The following is a 19,959-nucleotide window of genomic DNA, read 5'->3' on the forward strand; positions in this document are numbered from 1 at the left end:
TGTTTCGTCTAAACGGGCCCCGCCGTGAGGGTGACGACGTGGTTACGGCTCTCCCGGGCCTTGATCCGGGACACCCAGACCCGGCCGCCGGTGGCCAGCCCGACTATGCCCTCGACCGTTTCGAACGTCCAGGCGGCCGTGCCCGCCATCCCGGTGTCGTCCATGATCCGTAGGTCGATGACGCCGCGGTCGGCCAGCAGCTCGAACAGATCGCGCTGTGGGTCGTCGACCGCGATCAGGGTGGTGTGGTCGAACTGGTCGCGCAGTGCCGTCCTGACCTCGTCGAGGGTGCCCTCGTCGATCACCGCGTCGGTGCCGGTTTCGGTTTCGGCACAGGCGAACTCGATGTCGAAGGCCCGCTCGTAGCCGTGCAGGAAGAAGCGTTTGCCTTGATTGGCCCACGAGCGATGGCAGCATGGCAGGTTGTCGAACAGCCTGCGCTGGTGGAACCTGGCCGTGCGGCCCAGTGGCGCGTCGGCGCGGTGCACGGTGGCGACGCGGTCGCCGTCGACGAAGAGGGTGTTGCGCATGGGTCCCAGCCTCCGGCGCACGCCTTGCGGGATCCTCAACGAATTCTTGGAGCCGTCCCTCGATCGCGGTCGGTGCCTATCTTGGTAGGTATGAAGGGTGGTCCCGGACGGTGGTCGTCGACGGCGGTGGCGGCCGTGCTGGCCGTCGCCGCGCTGCTTTCCGCGGCCCCGGCGTCGGCGGATCCACCCGACGACGCGTTCCTGGGGGCCCTGGCGGACAACGGGATCGTGCTGAACGACGACGCCGCGATCTCGATGGCCCGCGCGGTCTGCGCCGGACGCGACCGAAACCAGAAATCGAGCGTCCTGGCGATGAAGGTGATGAAAGACGCCAACCTCTCGGCGCGGCAAGCCGGGTTCTTCGTCGGCGCTTCCGTGTCCGCCTACTGCCCGCAATACAAGGGGCAGGGCGACGGTTCGGTGGACTGGCTGAATCCGCTGCCCCCGCTCATGTGAGCGCTACATCGATTGCCCGGCTCCTCGCGCCGCGTGCGCGGCGCATCGTCGCCGGGCTAGACCCAGTACGGCACCCGGGCGCGGTACTGCCGCATCGCGAACGCCGCCAGCACCCAGCCGACGACCGTTAGCACCCCCACCACGGCCCAGTGCCGCAGCTCCTGATGGGCGCCAAGCAGGGGGGCGCGAACGATGTCGAGATAGTGCAGCAGCGGATTGAGCTCGACGATCTTCGACCAGCGCCCGGCGCCCTGCTGCCGCAACGTGTCGTCGTTCCAGATGATCGGGGTCATGAAGAACAGCAACTGCACGACGGAGAACAGCAGCGGGCCGATGTCGCGGTAGCGGGTCGCCAGGATGCCGAAACACAGTGACACCCAAATGCAATTGAGGACGATCAGACCCAGCGCCGGGATCACCGACAGATCCGCCCACGACCACGCCTTGGGATAGATGATCGCGATGACGGCGTAGATGACGATGTTGTGCGCGAACAAGATCATCTGCCGCCACACCAGCCGGTAGACGTGCACGCTCAGCGGCGTCGGCAACTGCTTGATCAGTCCCTCGTTGGCGACGAAGACGTCGGCGCCCTCGAGGATGGCCGCGTTGATGAGGTTCCAGATGATCAGCCCGAGCGTGACGTACGGCAGGTGCACGGAGAGCTCGAGGTGAAACAGCTTGGAGTACAGGCCACCCATGGCGACGGCGGTGGTGCCGGTCGCGATGGTGATCCAGAACGGCCCCAGCACCGAGCGGCGGTAGCGCTGCTTGATGTCCTGCCAGCCCAGGTGCAGCCACAACTCGTGCCGACGGAAGCCGGCCACCAGGTCGGCCCGGGCGCGGGTGAAGGTCCGCGACTGCGCGGCGGCGTCGATGAATGTCAAGTGGAGTCTCCCGGTTTGCCGAACTGCTCCCGACGCCCCAAGCGGCGCAACCGAATCCACTCGGACAGCCCCTTGGGGTCGCGGCGGGTGATCAGGAAGTACCAGCCGAACCGAACCCATTCCTGGGGCAGCAGCTTGCGCAGGCCCGGTTGGGACAGCAGGTAGCCGCGGTTGCGATAGGTGTAGAACCGCTTAGTCGGATTGTCGGGGTACTGGGTGTGCATGCGGCCGCCCAGAATCGGGCGGAACTCGTCGGATCCGCAGGGATGCAAGTAGATCGCGTCCAGGCAGGTGCCGAATGGTAGGCCGGACCGAACCAGCCTGCGATGCAACTCCACCTCGTCGCCGCGGATGAACAGCCGCATGTCCGGGACGCCGACCGCATCCAGGGTGGACGCCCGGAACAGCGCGCCGTTGAACAGCGACGCGATCCCGGGCAACAGGTCCTGTCCCGGTTCGGTGCGCAATTCGCTTGCGCGCCTGCGCCATACCAGGCCACGGCGCAACGGGAACGCCAGCCGTTCCGGGTCGTCGGAGTTGCACACCATCGGCGAGACTTCGGCCAGGCCGTGCTTTTCGGCGCAGGCCAGCAGCGTGGCCAGCACGCGGGAGTCCTGCGGCCGACCGTCGTCGTCGGCGAGCCACACCCAATCGGCGCCCTGCGCCAGCGCGTGCAGCATGCCGAGCGCGAAACCCCCCGCACCGCCGAGATTTCGGCGGGAGGGCAGGTACGTCGTCGAGATCGGCTGGGCCGCAACCAGTTCGCGGATGCGGGCGTCGGCGCCACCGTCGTTGTCGACGACGATCAGATGATCCGGCAGCCGGGTCTGCGCGCTGAGCGTGTCCAGCGACTTGGCGAGTTCGTCGGCGCGCCGGTGCGTGACCACGACGGCGATGATGGATTCACTCATCCCCGGATGCGCTCTGCGACAGCGGTTCGTCGGTGCGGCCCTGCAGGCGGGTCTCATCCAGTACTTCGCGCACGTGCCGGGCCGCGTCCTCGCCCTCGTAGGCGCGCACCACGTCTTCAATGTCACCGGCCTGGCGAATGACTCCGTGGTCGATCCACATCGCGGTCTTGCACAACCGGGCCAGGAACTCGTTGGAATGGCTGGCGAACACCAGGATTCCGGACCGCTCGACCAGGCCCTGCAGCCGCGACTGTGCCTTCTTCAGGAAGTCGGCGTCGACCGCGCCGATCCCTTCGTCGAGCAGCAGTATCTCGGGGTCGATGCTGGTGACGACGCCCATCGCGAGGCGGACCCGCATCCCGGTGGAGTAGGTCCGCAGCGGCATCGACAGGTAGTCACCCAGCTCGGTGAACTCGGCGATCTCGTCGACCTTGGCCAGCATCTGCTTGCGGGTCTGCCCGAGGAACAGCCCGCGGATGATGATGTTCTCGTAACCGGAGATCTCCGGGTCCATGCCGACACCCAGATCGAAGACCGGTGCGACCCGGCCGGTGACCGTCGCCCAGCCGCGGGTTGGTTCGTAGATGCCCGAAAGCAGGCGCAGCAGAGTCGATTTGCCGGCCCCGTTGTGACCGACCAGACCCACCCGGTCGCCCAGCTCGAGCGACATGGTGATGTCGCGCAACGCCTCGACGACGACCACGTTGGAGCTGTTGCGGCCGATCGTGCCGCCCGCCTTGCCCAGGAAGGCTTTCTTCAGGGAGCGCGACTTCGCGTCGAAAATGGGGAATTCCACCCACGCGTTGTGCGTCTCGATGTGAGGACCCGCCACCGTGCTTCGCTTACAGGTACTGACCGTGCCCGGACGCGCCCGGCTTGCCTACGCCGGGGGGCAGCGCGCCCTGGCGCATGTTCTCCAGCTGCGCGCGGGCGGCCATCTGCTGGGCGAACAGCGCCGTCTGGATGCCGTGGAACAGCCCCTCCAGCCAGCCGACCAGCTGGGCCTGGGCGATGCGCAATTCCGCGTCCGACGGCGCCGAGTCCTCGTTGAACGGCAGGGTGAGGCGGTCGAGCTCGTCGCGCAGTTCCGGTGCCAGGCCCTCTTCGAGCTCGCGAATGCTGGTCGCGTGGATCTCGCGCAGGCGGTTGCGGCTGGCCTCGTCGAGCGGTGCGGCACGCACCTCCTCAAGGAGTTGCTTGATCATCGTCCCGATGCGCATCACCTTGGCGGGCTGCTCAACCAGATCGGTCAGGGAGCGCTCGTCGGAGTCGTCCTCCGCCACCGCCGTGGTCCGCGGGTCGACGCCGCCGATGATCTCGATGTCATCGTCGTCGTTGCGGGTAGTCAATCCATCACCATCCTTTGCGGACTAAGAGTGCGGCGCCGCGCCGCTTCCGCGCCATTCGTAGATTCGGGCTCCACCATTGTCGTAGATCAGCGCCCACGACTTCGATTTATCCAGTGACACTAGTCCGTCGGGTACGGCGAAGCCCCGGACCGTCGGCGTGCTGGTGTAGATGTACCGGATATTGAGCGCCTTAATCGCCTCGACCACCCGCGGATCGGACTCGCCCTTGCGGGCTCCGGTCCAGAAGATGTAGCGGTTGGGTCCGGGGCCCATTTGCTGCGGGTAGTCGTAGTGGGTCCACAGCGGGTGCAGGTCGGCGACGGCGTACATCCAGGCGGTTCCGTCGGTGTTGGCGTTGCCGATCACGGTGGTGTGCGCGCCCGGAAGCGTGGCCAGGTAGGCCATCGCCATCAGGTCGCGTTGGTCGATCATCACCGAGTCGTACTTGTCGCCGAACAGAACCAGGTGCCGATAGAAGTAGTGGCGGGCGGTGAAGACGGTCGTCGCCAGCAACAGCACGGCCGTGGCCGCGGTCCACGCCGGCGCGGGTGACGGTCGGGACCGGTCGGCGACTCGTTTGGCGCCGGCGACCACCCCGGTGACGATCACGAACAACGCGACGCCGACCATAGGTTGCAGCAGCAGAGTGATGGCCGCCGAGATCCGGCGCGGGTCCTTGTAGAAAAACTCCCCGAACGCCCCGGCCAGCGCGCCGAGTGGGCCGCCCAGCGGTGTTCCCGCGTCGACGTCCACCACCACCAACAACAGCCAGACGGCCAGCGGCCACCAGATCTTCTTGTAGGCGAAGAGGATCCCGCCGAGGATCGCCAGCGACATGAGCCCGTACTGGTAGGGGAAGTCGTTGAGATGACGCGAGTGCTGGAAGACGGCGTCGAACAGGCCCCGCTTCTTGCTGAGGTGGGTCAGGAACGAGTGCCCGGCGATGATGTCTTCCTGCTGCCGCACGCTGATGAACTGCGGCAACAGGATCAGCCCGGTGGCCGTCGTCACGCCGGCGACCGTCACGGCGTCGGCGACCCGGCCGCGCACCGGGCGCCGCAGCACGTCCAGCAACCACCAGGCCACCACGAACAGCACGACGATGAACCCGCCGGTCAGGTGGACCGACATCACCCCCACGAAGGCCAGCACCGCCACCGGGATGCGGTCGCGGTGCCGCAGCGTCGAGGCGATCAGCACGAACGTCGGGATGGCGACCCCGTAGGCCGCCAGGTTGGGCATCGCGGCGACGCCGAACTCGACGTAGGGGAGGGCGGTGAACGACGCCGACAGCGCGGCGGCGGTGGCGGCCGCGGCGGCGGTGCGCCATTCACACCAGGTCCCGCGCATCAACCGCCAGGTCAGCATCGCCGCGCTGGTGGGAAACAGCCAGACCGAGGCCGCCACCGAGCTCACCGTGTAGCCGGTGGTGGGCGCCGCCCCGGTGAGCTGACAGAAAACCGCGGTCAGGGCGTGGAACACCGACGGGTAGTACAGCGTCTGGTGCGTTTCGACGTTGCGCAGCTCGCCCATGTGCGTCGACGACGCCTGCCCGGTGTCGAGGATGAACCGCACCTCGTTGGCGTGCCAGACCGCGTCCCAGGTGCTGGGGATGGTCTGCCAATGCGCACCCAGACCGCGATAGGCCGCCCACATGATCAGCAGCGACCCGAGCAGCACCCCGGCCGCCACCGTCACCGCCGGCCACCGGCCGATCCCGCGGGCCTCCGCCTCGACGTCGCGGTAGCGGCCGACCAGCAACTGCAGGACCGTCATCAGCAGGCACACCCCGACCAGCGTCGCCAGCGCCGTCCAGCCGTTCCACGGGATTCCGACCGCGCCGAACGGGATGATCGCCAACGCGATCGCGCCGTAGGTCAGGGCCGGGCCCACCGCGACGGCGACAGGCCAACTGAGCTGACTGATTCGCGCGACGATCGCCCCGGGCGCTATCAGCAAAAACAATGCGATCAGCGTTCCGAACCAGAGGCCCACTCGACTAGTATGGCTGGCCGGGTGTCCTGCCTCGGGAAGCCACCGGCCGGCTTGAAGCTGTATGGCACCCGCTACGGTCACAGTTTCGCGGAAATGCGCAAGCTCTAAGGTGGCTGGCATGGCTTACGACGTCGCCCGGGTGCGCGGACTGCATCCGTCGCTGGGTGACGGGTGGGTGCACTTCGACGCGCCGGCCGGGATGCTCATCCCCGATTCCGTCGCGACCACCGTTTCGACCGCCTTCCGCAGGTCCAGCGCCACCACGGCGGGCGCCCACCCGTCCGCGCAGCGCAGCGCCGCCATCCTGGAGGCGGCGCGGGCGGCGGTGGCCGACCTCTTCAACGTCGACCCGGCGGGCGTGGTGCTCGGGGCCGACCGCGCCATCCTGCTGTCGGCGCTGGCCGAGGCGTCGTCGTCGCGCGCCGGGCTGGGCTACGAGGTGGTCGTCAGCCGCCTCGACGACGAGGCGAACATCGCCCCGTGGCTGCGGGCTGCGCACCGCTACGGCGCCAAGGTGAAGTGGGCCGAGATCGACATCGAGACCGGCGAGCTGCCGACCTGGCAGTGGGAGGGTCTGATCGGGAAGTCGACCAGGCTGGTGGCCGTCGCATCCGCGTCCGCGACGCTGGGCACGGTCACCGACCTGCGAGCCATGACCAAGCTGGTGCACGACGTGGGCGGGCTGGTCGTGGTCGATCATTCCGCCGCGGCGCCGTACCGGTTGCTCGACGTCAAGGAGAGCGACGCCGACGTGGTGGCGGTGAACGCCCTGGCGTGGGGCGGTCCGCCGATCGGCGCGGTGGTGTTCCGCGATCCGGCGCTGCTCAACTCGTTCAGCTCCATCTCGACGGACCCCAAGGCGACCGGCGCGGCGCGGCTCGAGATCGGCGCGCACCAGTTCGGTCTGCTCGCCGGGGTGGTCGCCAGCATCGAGTACCTGGCCGCACTCGACGAGTCCGCCCGCGGTAGCCGCCGCGAACGCCTGTCGGTGTCGATGCAATCGGCCAGCCTCTACCTGAACCGGATCTTCGATTACCTCATGGTGTCGCTGCGGTCGTTGCCGTTGGTCATGGTGATCGGCCGTCCGGAGGTGCGGATCCCCGTGGTCAGCTTCGCCTTGAACGGCGTGCCCGCCGAACGGGTGGTGCAGCGGCTGGCGGACAACGGAATCCTGGCCGTCACCAACGAGAATTCCCGCGCGCTCGACGTGCTGGGCGTCAACGACATCGGCGGCGCGGTCACCGTCGGGCTCGCGCACTATTCGACGACGGCCGAGGTGGACCAGTTGGTCCGCGCGCTGGCCTCCCTGGGCTGAGCTTTCAGGGGCCGCTAGACCGTCAGCACGATCTTGCCGGTCACCTTGCTCGACGTCAGCTGTTGATGTGCCTCCGCGGCCTGCTGGATGGGCATGCGGGCGCCGATGATCGGCCGGACGCGGCCCTCGGCGATCATCGGCCACACCGACCCGATCACCGCCTGCACGATCTCCGTCTTGCTGTTCGGGCCGGTCACCGGCCGGGCGCGCAGCGTGGTGCCGATGACCCGCGCGCGCTTGCCGAGCAGCTTGGCGATGTTGAGCTCGCCCTTGATGCCGCCCTGCATGCCGATGATGACCAGCTGCCCGTCGGTCGCCAGAGCGTCGATATTGCGGTCCAGGTAGGCGGCGCCCATGATGTCCAGGATCACGTCAGCCCCACCGCATTCGCGCAGCCGCTCGACGAAGTCCTCGTCGCGGTAGTTGATGGTGATCTCGGCGCCCAGCTCGCGGCAGAACTCCAGCTTCTCCACCGAGCCGGCCGTGACGGCCACCCGGACGCCCAGCGCCCGCGCGACCTGGATCGCGTGGCTCCCGATCCCGCTGGCGCCGCCGTGCACCAGCAGCAGCTGCCCCTTGCCGAGGTGGGCGGTCAGCACCAGGTTCGACCACACCGTGCAGGCCACTTCCGGCAGCCCGGCCGCGTCGACGAGGTCGACTCCAGAGGGAATCGGCATCACCTGGCCGGCGGGGACGGCGACGTATTCGGCGTATCCGCCGCCGGCCAGCAGCGCGCAAACCTCTTGGCCGACGGGCCAATCCGAGACGCCGTCGCCGGTTTCCGCGACGACGCCCGACACCTCCATGCCGATGATTTCGCTGGCGCCCGGTGGCGGCGGGTATTTGCCGGCGGCCTGCAGCAGGTCGGCGCGGTTCACGCCGGCCGCGGTGACCTTGATCAGCACCTCGCCGGGCCCGGCGGACGCGTCTGGGACGTCTTGCCAGGACAGCTGATCGGGGGATTCGGCGACTATGGCGCGCATGGTGGCCACGCTACCGACCCCCGTTACCCTTACTCGTGGTGGCGTGGCAGAGCGGCCTAATGCACTCGCCTTGAAAGCGAGAGACGGCTAACACCGTCCGGGGGTTCAAATCCCTCCGCCACCGCGTGTCAGCCGGCGGGCTGGTGCAGCGTTAGGGCGTAGCGAAGCAGCGCACCGACACCGTCGGCCGGTGCGATCCGCTCGTCGGTGCGCACCAGCGACGCCCCGATGGAAACCGCGAACAGGGGCAGCGCCTCGTCGGCCCGCAGCGTCTTGGCGGGCGCGGCGCCCTGCTCCGACAGCACGTTCTCATTCGGGGCGATCGTCGTCAGCGCCTCGTCGGCGACCACGGTGGCGTCGCCGAGATCGCCGACGATCAACGTGTCGACCGCGCCCTGGCGCAGCGCGGAGCAGACGGCGTCGAGCCCCTCGGCGGCGAGCCCGGACTGCCGGCCCACCTCGGCGGTGAACCGACCGGCGGCAGCGTCGATCACCTTCAACCGTCGCTCGACGAAAGCGGCTTCGATGGCCCGCTGCACTTCCTCGTCGTCGTGGCCGCTGTGCCGCGCGCCCACTTGTAGCTGAATTACCTTGTCGTGCAGCCGATCCGGCAGGGTGGCCAGCAGGTCCGAGCGCGACCGCACCTCGCCGACGATGAAGACCAGCTCGATGGACTTGTCGTCGACGAGCTGTCCGATCCGGTCGGCGACGGCGCGCACGTTCTTGCGGGCGGCTTCGTCGGTGCGCAGTTGCGGGTCGCCGTATCCGGCAGTTTCTGCCCCGGCGGCTTTATGCACGGGATAGCCTCCGCCGTCGACTGTTTCCGTTCGCAGCGTGCCGTTGACGTGGGTCGTGATGTCGGCGCCGGTGTGGTCGACCACCACCAGCAGATAGTCGGGGTAGTCGAAGCCGAGTTCGACGAGCGGAAGGACGAACGGCAATTCGGAGACCCGGACGACCGCTTCGGCGGTGGGCCGGGTCAGGTGTTCGTTGAGCAGCACGCCCTCGGCGCTCGCCACCACGCCGCGGCCACTGCGGCCGATCGGCGGACGCAAATCCTGCACGGCACGGCCGATTTCCTCGGTCACCGCCGCGGGCGCGCCCTGCCGTTCCAGGTCTTCCTTCAGCGCCCGCCATTTGAGGTCGAGCTGAGCTTCGGCGTCGTGGGTGTCGTGCGAGTCGTCGAAGTAGACCGACGCGAACGGCGCGGGGGCCTCTAGCAGCTTGCGGAAGCGTTCAGAGTCCATGTCTTTGGGTGCCCGACGAGGCGGGCCGCAAACACTAGTAGCTGCGATCGCCTTCGCTGCTGTCGAAGAACCGCCATTCGCCGTCGGCTTCGACCTCCATGCGCCAGCCCAGTTCGTTGCCCTCGACCGCCTCATCGGCGAACCACGCGTGCGCCTTGTCGGCGCTTTCGATGTCCTTCGTCGCGACGACGTCGCCCTTCGGGTTGAGCACTCGGTAGGTAGCCATGGCGGCAGTGTTCCCACCGGAGGCGACCCTCAACCGGCGGGGATCTCGGCGGTGATCGTGTCCATCAGGGCGGTGTACCGCTTGGCTTCCGGGTCGCGCCCGGGCTTTCCGCTGCTGACCACGCCGGCGGCCAGGCCGCGCGCCGGGTCGGCCCAGATCGCGATGTTGACCAGGCCGAGGTTGCCGAACGCATGCGGCGAGTTGAGCCCGAACGGACCCCAGCGGTTCGTTCCGAGGATGAATCCGGTGCCCCACCGGGCCGGTTGCAAACCGACCGCGAAATCCGGTCGCAGTCGGCGGCATTCCTTGATCGCGCCGTACATCGTCTCCGGGCTCATCACCCGCACGCCGTCGAGATTCCCACCGCGACGCCAGATTTCGGCGAACCGTGACATCTCGTGCGCGGTCGACACCGTGTTGGACGACGGGATGATGGTGGTGAGAAACATCGGGGTGTTGGTGATCGGGATCATCTCGTGCACGGTCCCACCGATCGCCTTGCGGAAGATCTGCGCGACCACCGGCGGCAACGGGCGGCCCGTCGCGTGGCTCGGCGCCACCAGGGGCAGGTCCTCCTTGGCGACACCGAAGTTGGTCCACCGGAAGCCGAGAGGGTCGAGGACCTCAGTGGCGAGGATCTCGCGAATCTCCTTGCCGGTGGCCGCGTAAACGATCTCGCGTACCAGCGGACCCCAGGTCAGCGCGTGGTAGATGTGCACCAGTCCCGGCCGGTAGAGGGGGCGCAGCTCACCCAGCTTTTGTTGCGCGTACTCGTGGTCGTCCGCGCGTTTGACGTCGGGTTTGGGCCCGGTCGGGAAGGGAAGCCCGGCGCTGTGGGTCATGACGTGCCGGATGGTGATCCGATGCTTGCCGTGACTGGTGAACGTGGGGATGTAGTCGCAGACCCGGTCGTCGAGCGAGAACACGCCACGCTCGACGAGCATGTGCACCACCGTGGCCGCCATTCCCTTGGCCGCCGAGTACACGCAGAACGGAGTGTCCGGCGTGACGGGGATCTTCTCGGCGTCGGGCGGGTCGCTCGGCGCGTTGCCCCAGCCGTGGCCGATCGCGCGGTTGAGCACGACGCGCCCGTGCCGACGGATGCACAGCTGGATGGCGGGGTGGAAGCCGCCCTGGTACCAGTGCCGCGCGGCGCCCCAGATCCGCTCGACCGCGGCGCTGTCGATTTCCGAGTGGTCTTCGTCGCCGATCGTCGTCACGGCGTCCAGGTCGCCCGGGACGCGGATCTTGCCGTCTGGTGTCACCTCAGCGAGGGTACGTGGCGCCGGATCACTCCCCGGTGAACCGCGGCGGCCGCTTCTCGAATGTCGCCGCGATGCCCTCGGTCAGGTCCTTCGACGGCAGGAAGGCGGCGTTCCAAGCGGCCACGTAGCGCAGGCTCTCCGACACCGCGGCGACGCGCTGCTGGTCGAGGACGTCCTTGATGCCGTGCACGGCCAGCGGCGGGTTGGCGGCGATCTCGGCCGCGGTGGCATGCGCGGCGGCCAGGGTCGCCTCTGGGTCGTCGTACACGTCGTTGACCAGGCCGATCGTCTCGGCCCGGGCCGCGTCGATGTCCTTACCGGTCAGCGCGAGTTCGCGCAGGTGCCCGTCGCTCAGGATGTACGGGAGGCGGGCCAGGCTGCCGACGTCGGCGACGATCGCCAGCTTGACCTCGCGCACCGAGAATTTGGCGTCGGAGCTGGCGTAGCGGATGTCGACCGCGGAGATCAGGTCGACCCCGCCGCCGATGCACCAGCCATGCACCGAGGCGATGGTCGGGGTGCGGCAATCCGCGACCGCGGTGATCGCGCCCTGCATGCGCTTGACCTCCGCGTGGAAGACCGCCCGCGGGCCGGCCAGCGCGTCCCCGGACAGCAGCGGGGTGAACGAGCCGCCCATCGCGGGCACGTCCAGGCCGTAGCTGAAGTTCCTCCCGGAGCCGGTGATGACGATGGCCCGCACTTCGGGGTCGGCGTCCAGCGCCGCGAACAGCTCCGGCATCTCCGACCAGAACGCCGGGCCCATCGCGTTGCCCTTGCCCGGGCCGATCAGCGTCACCTGGGCGACGTGATCTTTCGTTTCCACCGTGACGGATTCGTATGCTTGCGCCATATCGAGACCGTAGCGTGGCAAACATGGCTCCTGATTTGCGGCCCGGCCCCCATTCGCCGCCCACCGACGAACTGCACAGCGCTGAGGACACGCTCGGGGTTTTGCAGCGGGTGCTGCACACCATCGCGGCCGACGACCTGTCGCGGCAGACCCCGTGTGCGGAGTTCGACGTGGCACAGCTGACCGATCACCTGCTGAACTCGATCACCGCCCTGGGTGGCATGGTCGGCGCGGAGGTCCCGGAGCGCGACGAAGCCGATTCGGTGGAACGCCAGGTGGTAGCGGCGGCCCGGCCCGCGCTGGACGCCTGGCACCGCCACGGCCTGGACGGGTCGGTGCCGTTCGGCAAGACCGAGATGCCCGCGAAGAGTGCGTGCGCCGTCTTGTCGATCGAATTCCTGGTCCACGCTTGGGATTTCGCAGCAGCCGTGGGACACGAGATCAACGCGCCCGAGCCGCTGTCCGAGTACGTGTTGGGGCTGGCGCGCAAGGTCATCAGGCCGGAGTTCCGCGGCGGCGCGGGGTTCGACGACCCGGTGGACGTGCCCGAAGATGCCGGCGCGCTCGAGCAATTGGTCGCGTTCACCGGCCGCAACCCCGAGCGGTAACGCTCGTCGCTTGGCCGAGTGTGCGTCCAGCCGCACATTCGAAGGCTCAGCCGCTACACCCGTTCGAGGTAGAAGTAGTAGTACCGGCCGTTATCCCGGACGCCCTTGCCGTTCATGATGCCCATCACGGTGTCGTCGTCGATCTTCTTGAAGTGGTCGTGCACCGGCTGGCCGTCGTAGACCATCGTCGCGGTGACCTCCCCGCGGAACTGTTCGAGCCACAGGCTGGCCTCGCCCTTGCCCATCTCCTTGTTAGAGAACTTGTTGCCGTCGGCGTCGAGGCAGACCAGCGGCTGCACGTCGCGGGCCGAGGAGAAGGTCTTGCCGAACCAGCCCGCCTTCTCCAGCTGGCCGTTCATCCGGTGGCCGGTGCGGAACTCGCCGCCCTTCCACTCACCCAGCATCCCCTCGATCGTCGCGGGCTCGAGGCCGGCCCAGAAGTCGTCGAGCTCGGTGTCGGGGATCTCGCCCTCGCGCTCCTTGAACTCGGTGAACTGCTTGCGCGCCAAGTCCAATGGAGTGCTCCTTAAGCTTCGGTGCGGGAAATCCAGTCGCGGGCGAAGTGCAACAAAGCGTCATTCTCCTCCACCGCACCGATGGTGATGCGCACCCCCTCGCCCGCGAACGGCCGTACCACCAGCCGAGCGTCGGCGGCCTGCTCGGTGAAGTCCGCGGTGCGGGCACCCAGCGGCAACCAGACGAAGTTGGCCTGCGAGGGCGGCAGGGTGAACCCGGCGTCGCGCAACCCGGCGCTGACCCGGGTGCGCTCGGCCACCAGAGCGTCGGTGCGGGCTGCCAGCTCGTGGGAAGCCTCCAGCGACGCGATGGCGGCCGCCTGGGCGACGTTCGTCACGGCGAAGGGCATGACCACCTTGTCCAGCGCGGTGATGAGGTCGGGGTGGCCGATCGCATAACCGACACGCAAGCCCGCCAGGCCGTACGCCTTGGAAAAGGTCCGCAGCACAACGACGTTGCTGCGGGATAGTGCGAGCTCCAGGCTGTTGGGCAGCATGCCGTCGCGGATGTATTCGACGTAGGCCTCGTCGATGGCGATCAGGATCTGCGGCGGCACGGCCTCGATGAACCGGGCCAGGGCGTCCGGGTCGACCACCGTGGACGTCGGATTGTTCGGGTTGCAGACGAAGATCAGCCGGGTGCGGTCGGTGATCGCGGCGAGCATGGCGTCGAGGTCGTGCGTGTGGTCGGTCAGCGGCACTTTGACCGCGGTCGCGCCGGAAACCTGGACGATGGGCAGGTAGCACTCGAAGCTGCGCCAGCCCATCATCACCTCGTCGCCGGCGGATGCGGTGATCTGCACCAACTGTTGGCACAAGGTGACCGAACCGCTGCCGACCGCGATGTGCTCCGGGGCGACGTTGGAGCCGAGGTGCATGGCCAACGCCGCCTTGAGGTCCACGCTGGCGTTGTCCGGATAGCGGTTGACGACGGCGACGGCGCGCTCGATCGCCGCCCGCACGCTGGGCAGGGGGCCGTACACGGTCTCGTTGCTGGCCAGCTTGATCGAGCCCGGCACGTTCTTGCCGGGCACATAGACTGGCAGTCCGGCCAGTTCGGGACGCAGGCGAGCGGTCACTTCGACAGTTTATGTCGCGGATGTGTACGCTATGGCCGGTTCCGCGAGACCGGAAAGGGGTCGGGTACCCTCAAACAGTCCAAGGGAGGCGTGCCAGAGCGGCCGAATGGGGCTCACTGCTAATGAGTTGTCCCCCTCAAAGGGGACCGGAGGTTCAAATCCTCTCGCCTCCGCTGGTCTTTTCGAGGAACGCGACGCAAGACAACTGAACACGGGCGCCCGTAGCTCAACGGATAGAGCATCTGACTACGGATCAGAAGGTTAGGGGTTCGAATCCCTTCGGGCGCGCTCACTCGGTATGACGATTGTCGATCTCGCTCGATGGGCGCGATCGACAATCCGCGGAATCGCCCCACGCTGTCGCCGGCGGGCGTATGTTAAGGGCCTCGGGCGATTAATTCAGTTCCGCACACACCATCGGAGTTGAGTGCCATGTCCCGTGTCACCAGAACCCTCGCCGCCCTGATGATCGCCTCCAGCGCCTTGCTGATGTCGGGCTGCGGTTGCACCACAACCGCAGGCGTCACCACTTGCACCTTGATGTAAGCGGTCCAACGCTGTTGCGCCTTCAGGTCTGACGGAACCCGGCTGGGTCGCCGCACGGCTCGGCCAAATCCTGTCGCCCCGGTTGTCGCCGCGGTCCCCGCACCGCGTCGGCGGGAAGCTTCCGGCCTTGCAACGCCGCCGGGTAAACCCCTTCCCGCCAACATGATTGCGGACTAGCGCCATGCTTCAGCGCGGATCCATCACCTGCCCCGCGAAGACCACGGCGCCGGTCTTGTCGAGAATGGCGAACAGGAATGGGTGATCGGCCGTCACTTCCTCGACCGGACCAAACCCGCCACCGATGACCGTCGAAACGGCTGCGGCTTCCGTACCGAACTCGTCGATCCCGACGAAGGCCTTCTGCAGCACCCGTGGGATGTACAGCTTCTCGTCGGTGGTGATGTTGGAGAAGTCCGCGCGGTTCTGGTCGAATACGCGGGGCATCCCCACCGCTGCCAAGGTTTCCTTGAATTCCTCGGGTCCCCAGCTGATGCGAAACTTGGGCAAAGTGAGGCTGACCGGCCCCTGCACAAAGGACAAGTTGCGGAACCAAGCGTCGTCGATGCTGTTGCGGACCGCCTGCAGCTGTCCCTCGGTCGGCACCACGACCAGCATTTTGAGGTCGTCGCCCACGTAAGGAAGTTCCACCGCCTGGAAATTCGACCCAGCCGCGTGGCGCAGCGAACTCGCCTTGTGCATCATCGGCACGGTGACCGTTGCCTGAGGCGTGAGGCGGAAGCTGCCGTCGGCCGTAAGTTCTGTCGGAAATGGCCTGTCCCAGCTCGCCTTCAGGTAGGCCGCGTTCAGCAACACCGCACGCGTCGACTCGTCAATGACGCCCGGCGGGATCAGGTCTTTGATCTGCCCTTTGGTCGCGTCGCTGGCGAAGCTGTTGAGGGCGACTCGTTGGCCGTCGGGGTTGCCCTTGAAGTCGGCGAGATGCACGCCCGCGTCGTATTGGGTGGCGAGGATGTCGAGGAACGGCGCGCGAACCGACATGCCACGCTGCAGCCAAACCCCGTCGACCATCGCCAGCTCGATACTCCTCGGATCGTCGGCGGAGATCGCGGTGCGATTGCGTGAGCGCAGTTCGCGCAGCAGTTGATTCATGGCACGGTGGTAGGTGTCATTGCCGAACGGATCGCGCAAAGCGGCTTTCATTTCGGCCGCGGTGTCACCGGCGGCACCGGCATAGACCATCGACAACGCAACGCTGAGGCTCAGTGGAGAGAAGACCAGGTTCTTTTCACTGGCCGCCGACATGCGCCGGAATAGATCCAGCCCGAACCCGTTGGTGGCATTGACAAAACTCTGCTCCTGCGCGGGGGCAACGTCTGGAGTGTTGTCGTACGGAAGGTTTGAATGCGTGACGGACGCCGGTGTCGGTCCTGGTGTGGACGCACCACGATTGTGCTCGCTCGCGCAGCCGACGGCACTCGCGAAAACAACGGCAGCAGCAACTATCCCGTGGAATCCGACGCGGGATTTACGGGTTAGGCGCTTCACGGTGACCAGTATGAGCGCCTCGAGGCGCGGGCATTAGGCAAATCGCGCGCTATGAAAACCCCGCCGAAATACGTTGAGCGGTCGGCGATCACCAACAGAGGGTCGAGGGCTCGAATCCCTCCCCGCGCTCCCGGAGACCTCGGTCGACCGCGGTTGGGGACCTCGTTCGACCGGTCGCAAGCTGCGGCATCTGCTTAAGTCGATGCTGTGACTTCCTATGTGCGCTTTCTCCGTGACACGGTCGCGGTGCGGCTCTTTGTTGCCTTGATAGCCGGAACCGCGGCTGCGGTCGCCATCGCTGATGCGCTCGGTTGGAGGTTCGCCCTGCTCGGCTGGGTGGTGGCCGCAGCGGTGTACGTGGCGTGGAGCTGGCTGATCATCGGACCGATGGACGCACAACGCACCGCTCGGCACGCGACACGCGAGGACGCCACCCGGTTGCTCGCCGACGTGGTCATCGTCTCAGCGAGCCTGGGCAGCCTCGGCGGGGTCGGATACGTAGTCGCGGCGGGCACACATTCGGGCGCCCAAGCCCTCGCAGCAGCGGGCGTGGGCATTCTGGCCGTGGTGGCGTCCTGGTTTGCCGTGCATACGCTTTTCACCGCGCACTACGCGCGCCTCTACTACTCCGACGAGGCCGGGGGCATCGATTTCCACGACCCACATCCGCCGCGATACCTGGACTTCGCATATGTGGCGTTCACCGTCGGTATGACCTTTCAGGTCTCCGACACGGAGATCAACAACTCTCGGCTGCGCGCAACCGTTTTACGCCATGCGCTGCTGTCGTACCTTTTCGGCGCGGTGATCCTTGCGGTCACCATCAACATGGTCGCCGGGCTGGGCGCCAAGTTGTGACGCGTCGCGGTCGCTAGCGTCCGCCGAACGGGCCCCCGAACGGTCCGCGACGGGGCGGCACGGTCACGGTTTGCGTTTGCGTGACGGTGCTGGTGTCGGTGCTCGGCGAGACCGTAACGGTGCTCGGCGCTTCCGTTGTGGTGGGGGTGTCGGAGCTCGGGGGCGGGGCGGTCTCGGTGACGGTCTCGGTCGGGACGCCACCGCCACCGCCGCCACCACCGTGGTGCCGTGGCGGCTCCGTGGTCGTGGTGGTCGTCACCGTTGTGGTCGGCGCGGTGGTCGTAGTCGTCGCTGCCGGACTATGCGCGGGCGAACCGGCCACCAGCTTGACCACCGCAAAGGCCACGAGCGCAAGCACGATCACCCCGATCGCGCCGGCCGCCACCAGCGCCGCGGGGCGGCGGTACCACGGAGTCGGCGGCTCGGGCTGGGGCGCCGGCTCGTCGTAATACCCGCCGCCATACCGCGCGGCCTGGGTGGGCTCGGAGTAGTAGTCGGGTTCCTCGGGATAAGGCGGCACGAACGGAGATGTTAGTGGATCAGCGCTGGCCCTCGATCATGCCCAGCGCGCGCTCGAACAGGTGCACCGTCGCGGCGTGCAGCTGGTCGCCGACCTCCTTTTCGGCCTTGCCCGCGCAGGCCCGGGCGAGTGTCCCCTCGATGACGATGCCCAGCTTGAAGCAGGCCAGCACCGTGTACCAGGTGATATTCGACAAGTCGCGGGTGGTGTTGGCCGCATAGCGCTGGAAGAGTTCGTCGGTGCTGGCCAAACCGTCCTGACCGCCCAGGGCGTGGCTGAACACAGTGGAACCGTCGGGCTGGCGCCAAGTGGCCAGCAGCCAGCCCAGATCCAGCAGCGGGTCGCCGATCGTGCACATCTCCCAGTCGACGATGGCGACCACGTCCGGCCCGGTTCGGGAGAACATCACGTTGGCGGCGTGGTAGTCGCCGTGCATGATGCCGGGCGTCCACGTCGCCGGCCGATGGCGCTCCAGCCAGGCCGACACTTCCTCGATGCCCGGGATGTCCGGTCCCGGGTAGCCGTCATAGTCGCTGTAGGACTCCAACTCCGAGAGCCAGCGCGGCACCTGGCGTTCGAGGAAGCCTTCCGGCTTGCCGAAGTCGGCGAGCCCCACCGCGACGTGGTCGACGGCGGCCAGCTTGGCCAGCGCATCGGCCATCGACAGGCCCATGCCGTGCCGCACGGCGGCATCGCCCGCATGCAGCGGCAGCAGTCCCTCGCCGGCGTTGAACCCGTCGACTGGGTCCATCAGGTAGAAGACGGCGTCGCCCAGCACGGCGGGATCTTCGCAGGCGGCGATCAGGTGTGGGTGCGGAACGTCGGAACCGGCCAGTGCAGCAAGGACTTTCGTTTCCCGCAGGATGACGCTGTTGCTCCGCGGACGCAGGTGTCGCGGCCCCCGGCGCAGGACATAGGGCCGGCCGGCCCGGGTGAACCGGACCATGACGTTCTGCGTTCCACCGGTGACGGCGGAAACATCCTCCAGCGGGCCTTCGCCGAGTCCCTGCTCGGACATCCACGCCGCGACGGCGTCCAGGTTCACCGCATCCACGTGCGGCCCGTGCCGATCGGGGCAAACACTTCCGTCATGCCAGCGCTCCTCTGCAACCCTGTGGGCCGTCTGGGAAAAAGCGTAGGCCACCCTCGCGAAGGGGCCCCGGGCGGCGGAGGCTGGAACAATAGTGTGCGGAACTAACTGACTGGCGCGTGAAGGGAACTGGCGATGCCGCGTACCGACAACGATTCCTGGGACATCACCCAAAGCGTGGGAGCCACCGCACTGGGTGTCGCGGCGGCGCGGGCCGCCGAGACCGAGAGCGCCAACCCGCTCATCAAAGACCCGTTCGCGCGCGTGTTCGTCGACGCCGCGGGCGAAGGCATGTGGAGCATCTACGCCGATCCCGCACTCCTGGCCAAGGCGGTGGAGCTGGAGCCGGAGGTGAGTACGCGCATCCAGCTGATGATCGACTTCATGGCCACGCGGACAGCCTTTTTCGACGAGTTCTTCCTGGGCGCGGCCGACTCCGGCGTGCGGCAGGTGGTGATCCTGGCCGCCGGATTGGACGCGCGCACCTGGCGGCTGCCGTGGCCCGACGGCACGGTCGTCTACGAACTGGATCAGCCAAAGGTGCTGGACTTCAAATCCAACACGCTGCGCGAGCACGGTGCCCAACCGAAGGCACGCCTGGTGAACGTGCCGATCGATCTGCGGCAGGATTGGCCGAACGCGTTGCAGGAGGCAGGATTTGACCCGACCAAGCCCGCCGCCTGGTCGGCCGAGGGTCTGGTCCGTTACCTGCCCGCCCAGGCCCAGGACTTGTTGTTCGAGCGCATCCATTCCCTCAGCGCGGACGGCAGCTGGCTGGCTTCGAACGTGCCGGGCGCGGGATTCACCGATCCCGAGCTCGTCCGGCGCCAGCGCGAGGACATGCAGCGCATGCGAGCCGCGGCCGCCAAGCTGGTCGACTCCGAGATCACCGACTACGACGACCTCTGGTATCCCGAAGAGCGCACCGCCGTCGACGGCTGGCTGCGAGACCGGGGCTGGGACGTCGCCACGGCGACGTTTTCGGAGTTGATGGCTCGTTACGGCCGCAACGTTCCGCAGGAAGCGGAACACACGATGCCGCCCACGCTGTACGTGTCCGCGCAGCGACGCGGCGATCTTGTGCACGTCGCTCACTCGGGCGGGTCGATCGGCCACACCGGCGAGGGTAGCGGCCGTGACACCCTAGCCGCGTCGCTGCGCGGACACGTACAGCGTGGGCGGCATCGTGTGTTCCGCTTCCTGCGGAACGTTGCGGCCGTAAC

20 protein-coding genes, 3 tRNA genes and 1 pseudogene are annotated in these 19,959 nt (G+C 67.6%); 8 read left to right on the forward strand and 16 right to left on the reverse strand.

Features of this window, described 5'->3' with window-relative positions:
* Window positions 1-8: 8 nt before the first annotated feature.
* On the reverse strand, window positions 9-530 hold the full coding sequence (locus tag A5697_RS11780; protein ID WP_068010507.1) for a 6-carboxytetrahydropterin synthase: 522 nt from the start codon (window positions 528-530) through the stop codon (window positions 9-11).
* Window positions 531-620: 90 nt separating this feature from the next.
* Here A5697_RS11780 and A5697_RS11785 point away from each other — a divergent pair, with 90 nt between their 5' ends.
* Window positions 621-986 carry a DUF732 domain-containing protein gene (locus A5697_RS11785; protein WP_068010509.1) on the forward strand — a complete coding sequence of 122 codons (366 nt, stop codon included), beginning with the start codon at window positions 621-623 and terminating at the stop codon, window positions 984-986.
* Window positions 987-1,042: 56 nt separating this feature from the next.
* On the opposite strand, the gene A5697_RS11790 is transcribed toward A5697_RS11785, so the two are convergent.
* The 5 genes from A5697_RS11790 to A5697_RS11810 are packed head-to-tail and all read right to left on the reverse strand — an operon-like array spanning window position 1,043 to window position 6,128.
* Complete coding sequence (locus A5697_RS11790) at window positions 1,043-1,873, reverse strand: ABC transporter permease (protein ID WP_067948300.1); 831 nt, start codon at window positions 1,871-1,873, stop codon at window positions 1,043-1,045.
* The gene (locus A5697_RS11795) at window positions 1,870-2,784 is read right to left on the reverse strand and encodes a glycosyltransferase (RefSeq protein ID WP_068010511.1); all 915 of its coding nucleotides are present in this window, start codon (window positions 2,782-2,784) and stop codon (window positions 1,870-1,872) included. Before A5697_RS11795 ends, A5697_RS11790 begins: the two co-directional genes overlap by 4 nt.
* On the reverse strand, window positions 2,777-3,616 hold the full coding sequence (locus A5697_RS11800) for an ABC transporter ATP-binding protein (RefSeq protein WP_068010514.1): 840 nt from the start codon (window positions 3,614-3,616) through the stop codon (window positions 2,777-2,779). Before A5697_RS11800 ends, A5697_RS11795 begins: the two co-directional genes overlap by 8 nt.
* A 10-nt stretch (window positions 3,617-3,626) precedes the next feature.
* On the reverse strand, window positions 3,627-4,133 hold the full coding sequence (locus A5697_RS11805; RefSeq protein WP_068010516.1) for a bacterial proteasome activator family protein: 507 nt from the start codon (window positions 4,131-4,133) through the stop codon (window positions 3,627-3,629).
* 21 nt (window positions 4,134-4,154) lie between these two features.
* Window positions 4,155-6,128 carry a DUF6541 family protein gene (locus tag A5697_RS11810; RefSeq protein WP_068010519.1) on the reverse strand — a complete coding sequence of 658 codons (1,974 nt, stop codon included), beginning with the start codon at window positions 6,126-6,128 and terminating at the stop codon, window positions 4,155-4,157.
* A gap of 118 nt (window positions 6,129-6,246) precedes the next feature.
* Here A5697_RS11810 and A5697_RS11815 point away from each other — a divergent pair, with 118 nt between their 5' ends.
* Window positions 6,247-7,443: a cysteine desulfurase-like protein gene (locus A5697_RS11815; protein WP_067948311.1), complete on the forward strand. Its 1,197-nt coding sequence runs from the start codon at window positions 6,247-6,249 to the stop codon at window positions 7,441-7,443.
* 14 nt (window positions 7,444-7,457) lie between these two features.
* Here the strand turns inward: A5697_RS11815 and A5697_RS11820 are convergent, their stop codons facing one another.
* On the reverse strand, window positions 7,458-8,426 hold the full coding sequence (locus tag A5697_RS11820) for an NAD(P)H-quinone oxidoreductase (RefSeq protein WP_067948321.1): 969 nt from the start codon (window positions 8,424-8,426) through the stop codon (window positions 7,458-7,460).
* A gap of 37 nt (window positions 8,427-8,463) precedes the next feature.
* Between A5697_RS11820 and A5697_RS11825 the strand changes: the two genes are divergently transcribed.
* Window positions 8,464-8,550: transfer RNA gene (locus A5697_RS11825), tRNA-Ser, on the forward strand.
* A 4-nt stretch (window positions 8,551-8,554) separates the two neighbouring features.
* Here A5697_RS11825 and A5697_RS11830 read toward each other — a convergent pair.
* Genes A5697_RS11830 through A5697_RS11845 form a run of 4 tightly spaced genes read right to left on the reverse strand, consistent with a single transcriptional unit; the run spans window position 8,555 to window position 12,014 of the window.
* On the reverse strand, window positions 8,555-9,673 hold the full coding sequence (locus A5697_RS11830) for a hypothetical protein (RefSeq protein ID WP_067948313.1): 1,119 nt from the start codon (window positions 9,671-9,673) through the stop codon (window positions 8,555-8,557).
* Between the two features lie 34 nt (window positions 9,674-9,707).
* Window positions 9,708-9,899 carry a hypothetical protein gene (locus A5697_RS11835; RefSeq protein ID WP_066953390.1) on the reverse strand — a complete coding sequence of 64 codons (192 nt, stop codon included), beginning with the start codon at window positions 9,897-9,899 and terminating at the stop codon, window positions 9,708-9,710.
* Between the two features lie 29 nt (window positions 9,900-9,928).
* Window positions 9,929-11,164, reverse strand: a complete 1,236-nt coding sequence (gene lipE, locus A5697_RS11840; protein ID WP_068010521.1) for a lipase LipE — start codon at window positions 11,162-11,164, stop codon at window positions 9,929-9,931.
* Window positions 11,165-11,189: 25 nt separating this feature from the next.
* On the reverse strand, window positions 11,190-12,014 hold the full coding sequence (locus A5697_RS11845) for a crotonase/enoyl-CoA hydratase family protein (protein ID WP_067948317.1): 825 nt from the start codon (window positions 12,012-12,014) through the stop codon (window positions 11,190-11,192).
* Between the two features lie 23 nt (window positions 12,015-12,037).
* Between A5697_RS11845 and A5697_RS11850 the strand changes: the two genes are divergently transcribed.
* The gene (locus A5697_RS11850) at window positions 12,038-12,622 is read left to right on the forward strand and encodes a TIGR03086 family metal-binding protein (protein ID WP_197500978.1); all 585 of its coding nucleotides are present in this window, start codon (window positions 12,038-12,040) and stop codon (window positions 12,620-12,622) included.
* Window positions 12,623-12,675: 53 nt separating this feature from the next.
* Here the strand turns inward: A5697_RS11850 and A5697_RS11855 are convergent, their stop codons facing one another.
* Together A5697_RS11855 and hisC are read right to left on the reverse strand one after the other, a co-directional pair.
* A complete protein-coding gene (locus A5697_RS11855; RefSeq protein WP_068010524.1) occupies window positions 12,676-13,137 on the reverse strand; it encodes a DUF4334 domain-containing protein in 462 nt (153 codons plus the stop codon).
* An 11-nt stretch (window positions 13,138-13,148) separates the two neighbouring features.
* Window positions 13,149-14,216, reverse strand: coding sequence for a histidinol-phosphate transaminase (hisC, locus tag A5697_RS11860; protein ID WP_068010526.1), 1,068 nt, complete (start codon window positions 14,214-14,216; stop codon window positions 13,149-13,151).
* 84 nt (window positions 14,217-14,300) lie between these two features.
* Between hisC and A5697_RS11865 the strand changes: the two genes are divergently transcribed.
* Both A5697_RS11865 and A5697_RS11870 read left to right on the forward strand, forming a co-directional pair.
* Window positions 14,301-14,389 (forward strand) — tRNA-Ser (locus tag A5697_RS11865).
* Window positions 14,390-14,431: 42 nt separating this feature from the next.
* Window positions 14,432-14,504, forward strand: a tRNA-Arg gene (locus A5697_RS11870).
* Window positions 14,505-14,948: 444 nt separating this feature from the next.
* Here the strand turns inward: A5697_RS11870 and A5697_RS11875 are convergent.
* Window positions 14,949-16,268: a serpin family protein gene (locus tag A5697_RS11875; RefSeq protein WP_156673260.1), complete on the reverse strand. Its 1,320-nt coding sequence runs from the start codon at window positions 16,266-16,268 to the stop codon at window positions 14,949-14,951.
* A 207-nt stretch (window positions 16,269-16,475) separates the two neighbouring features.
* Here A5697_RS11875 and A5697_RS11880 point away from each other — a divergent pair, with 207 nt between their 5' ends.
* On the forward strand, window positions 16,476-17,126 hold the full coding sequence (locus tag A5697_RS11880) for a DUF1345 domain-containing protein (protein ID WP_067946097.1): 651 nt from the start codon (window positions 16,476-16,478) through the stop codon (window positions 17,124-17,126).
* 13 nt (window positions 17,127-17,139) lie between these two features.
* Here the strand turns inward: A5697_RS11880 and A5697_RS11885 are convergent, their stop codons facing one another.
* Together A5697_RS11885 and A5697_RS11890 are read right to left on the reverse strand one after the other, a co-directional pair.
* Entirely contained in the window at window positions 17,140-17,646 is a 507-nt protein-coding gene (locus tag A5697_RS11885; protein WP_067946095.1) for a hypothetical protein, read from the reverse strand.
* A gap of 19 nt (window positions 17,647-17,665) precedes the next feature.
* On the reverse strand, window positions 17,666-18,664 hold the full coding sequence (locus A5697_RS11890) for a phosphotransferase family protein (RefSeq protein WP_231972050.1): 999 nt from the start codon (window positions 18,662-18,664) through the stop codon (window positions 17,666-17,668).
* 207 nt (window positions 18,665-18,871) lie between these two features.
* On the opposite strand from A5697_RS11890, the pseudogene A5697_RS11895 reads away from it, so the two are divergent.
* Window positions 18,872-19,804 (forward strand): annotated as a pseudogene (locus tag A5697_RS11895) (class I SAM-dependent methyltransferase); the annotation flags it as partial.
* Window positions 19,805-19,959 lie beyond the last annotated feature (155 nt).

Origin of the sequence: Mycobacterium sp. E3251, assembly GCF_001666835.1 — a bacterium.
Taxonomy (GTDB): Bacteria; Actinomycetota; Actinomycetes; order Mycobacteriales; family Mycobacteriaceae; genus Mycobacterium.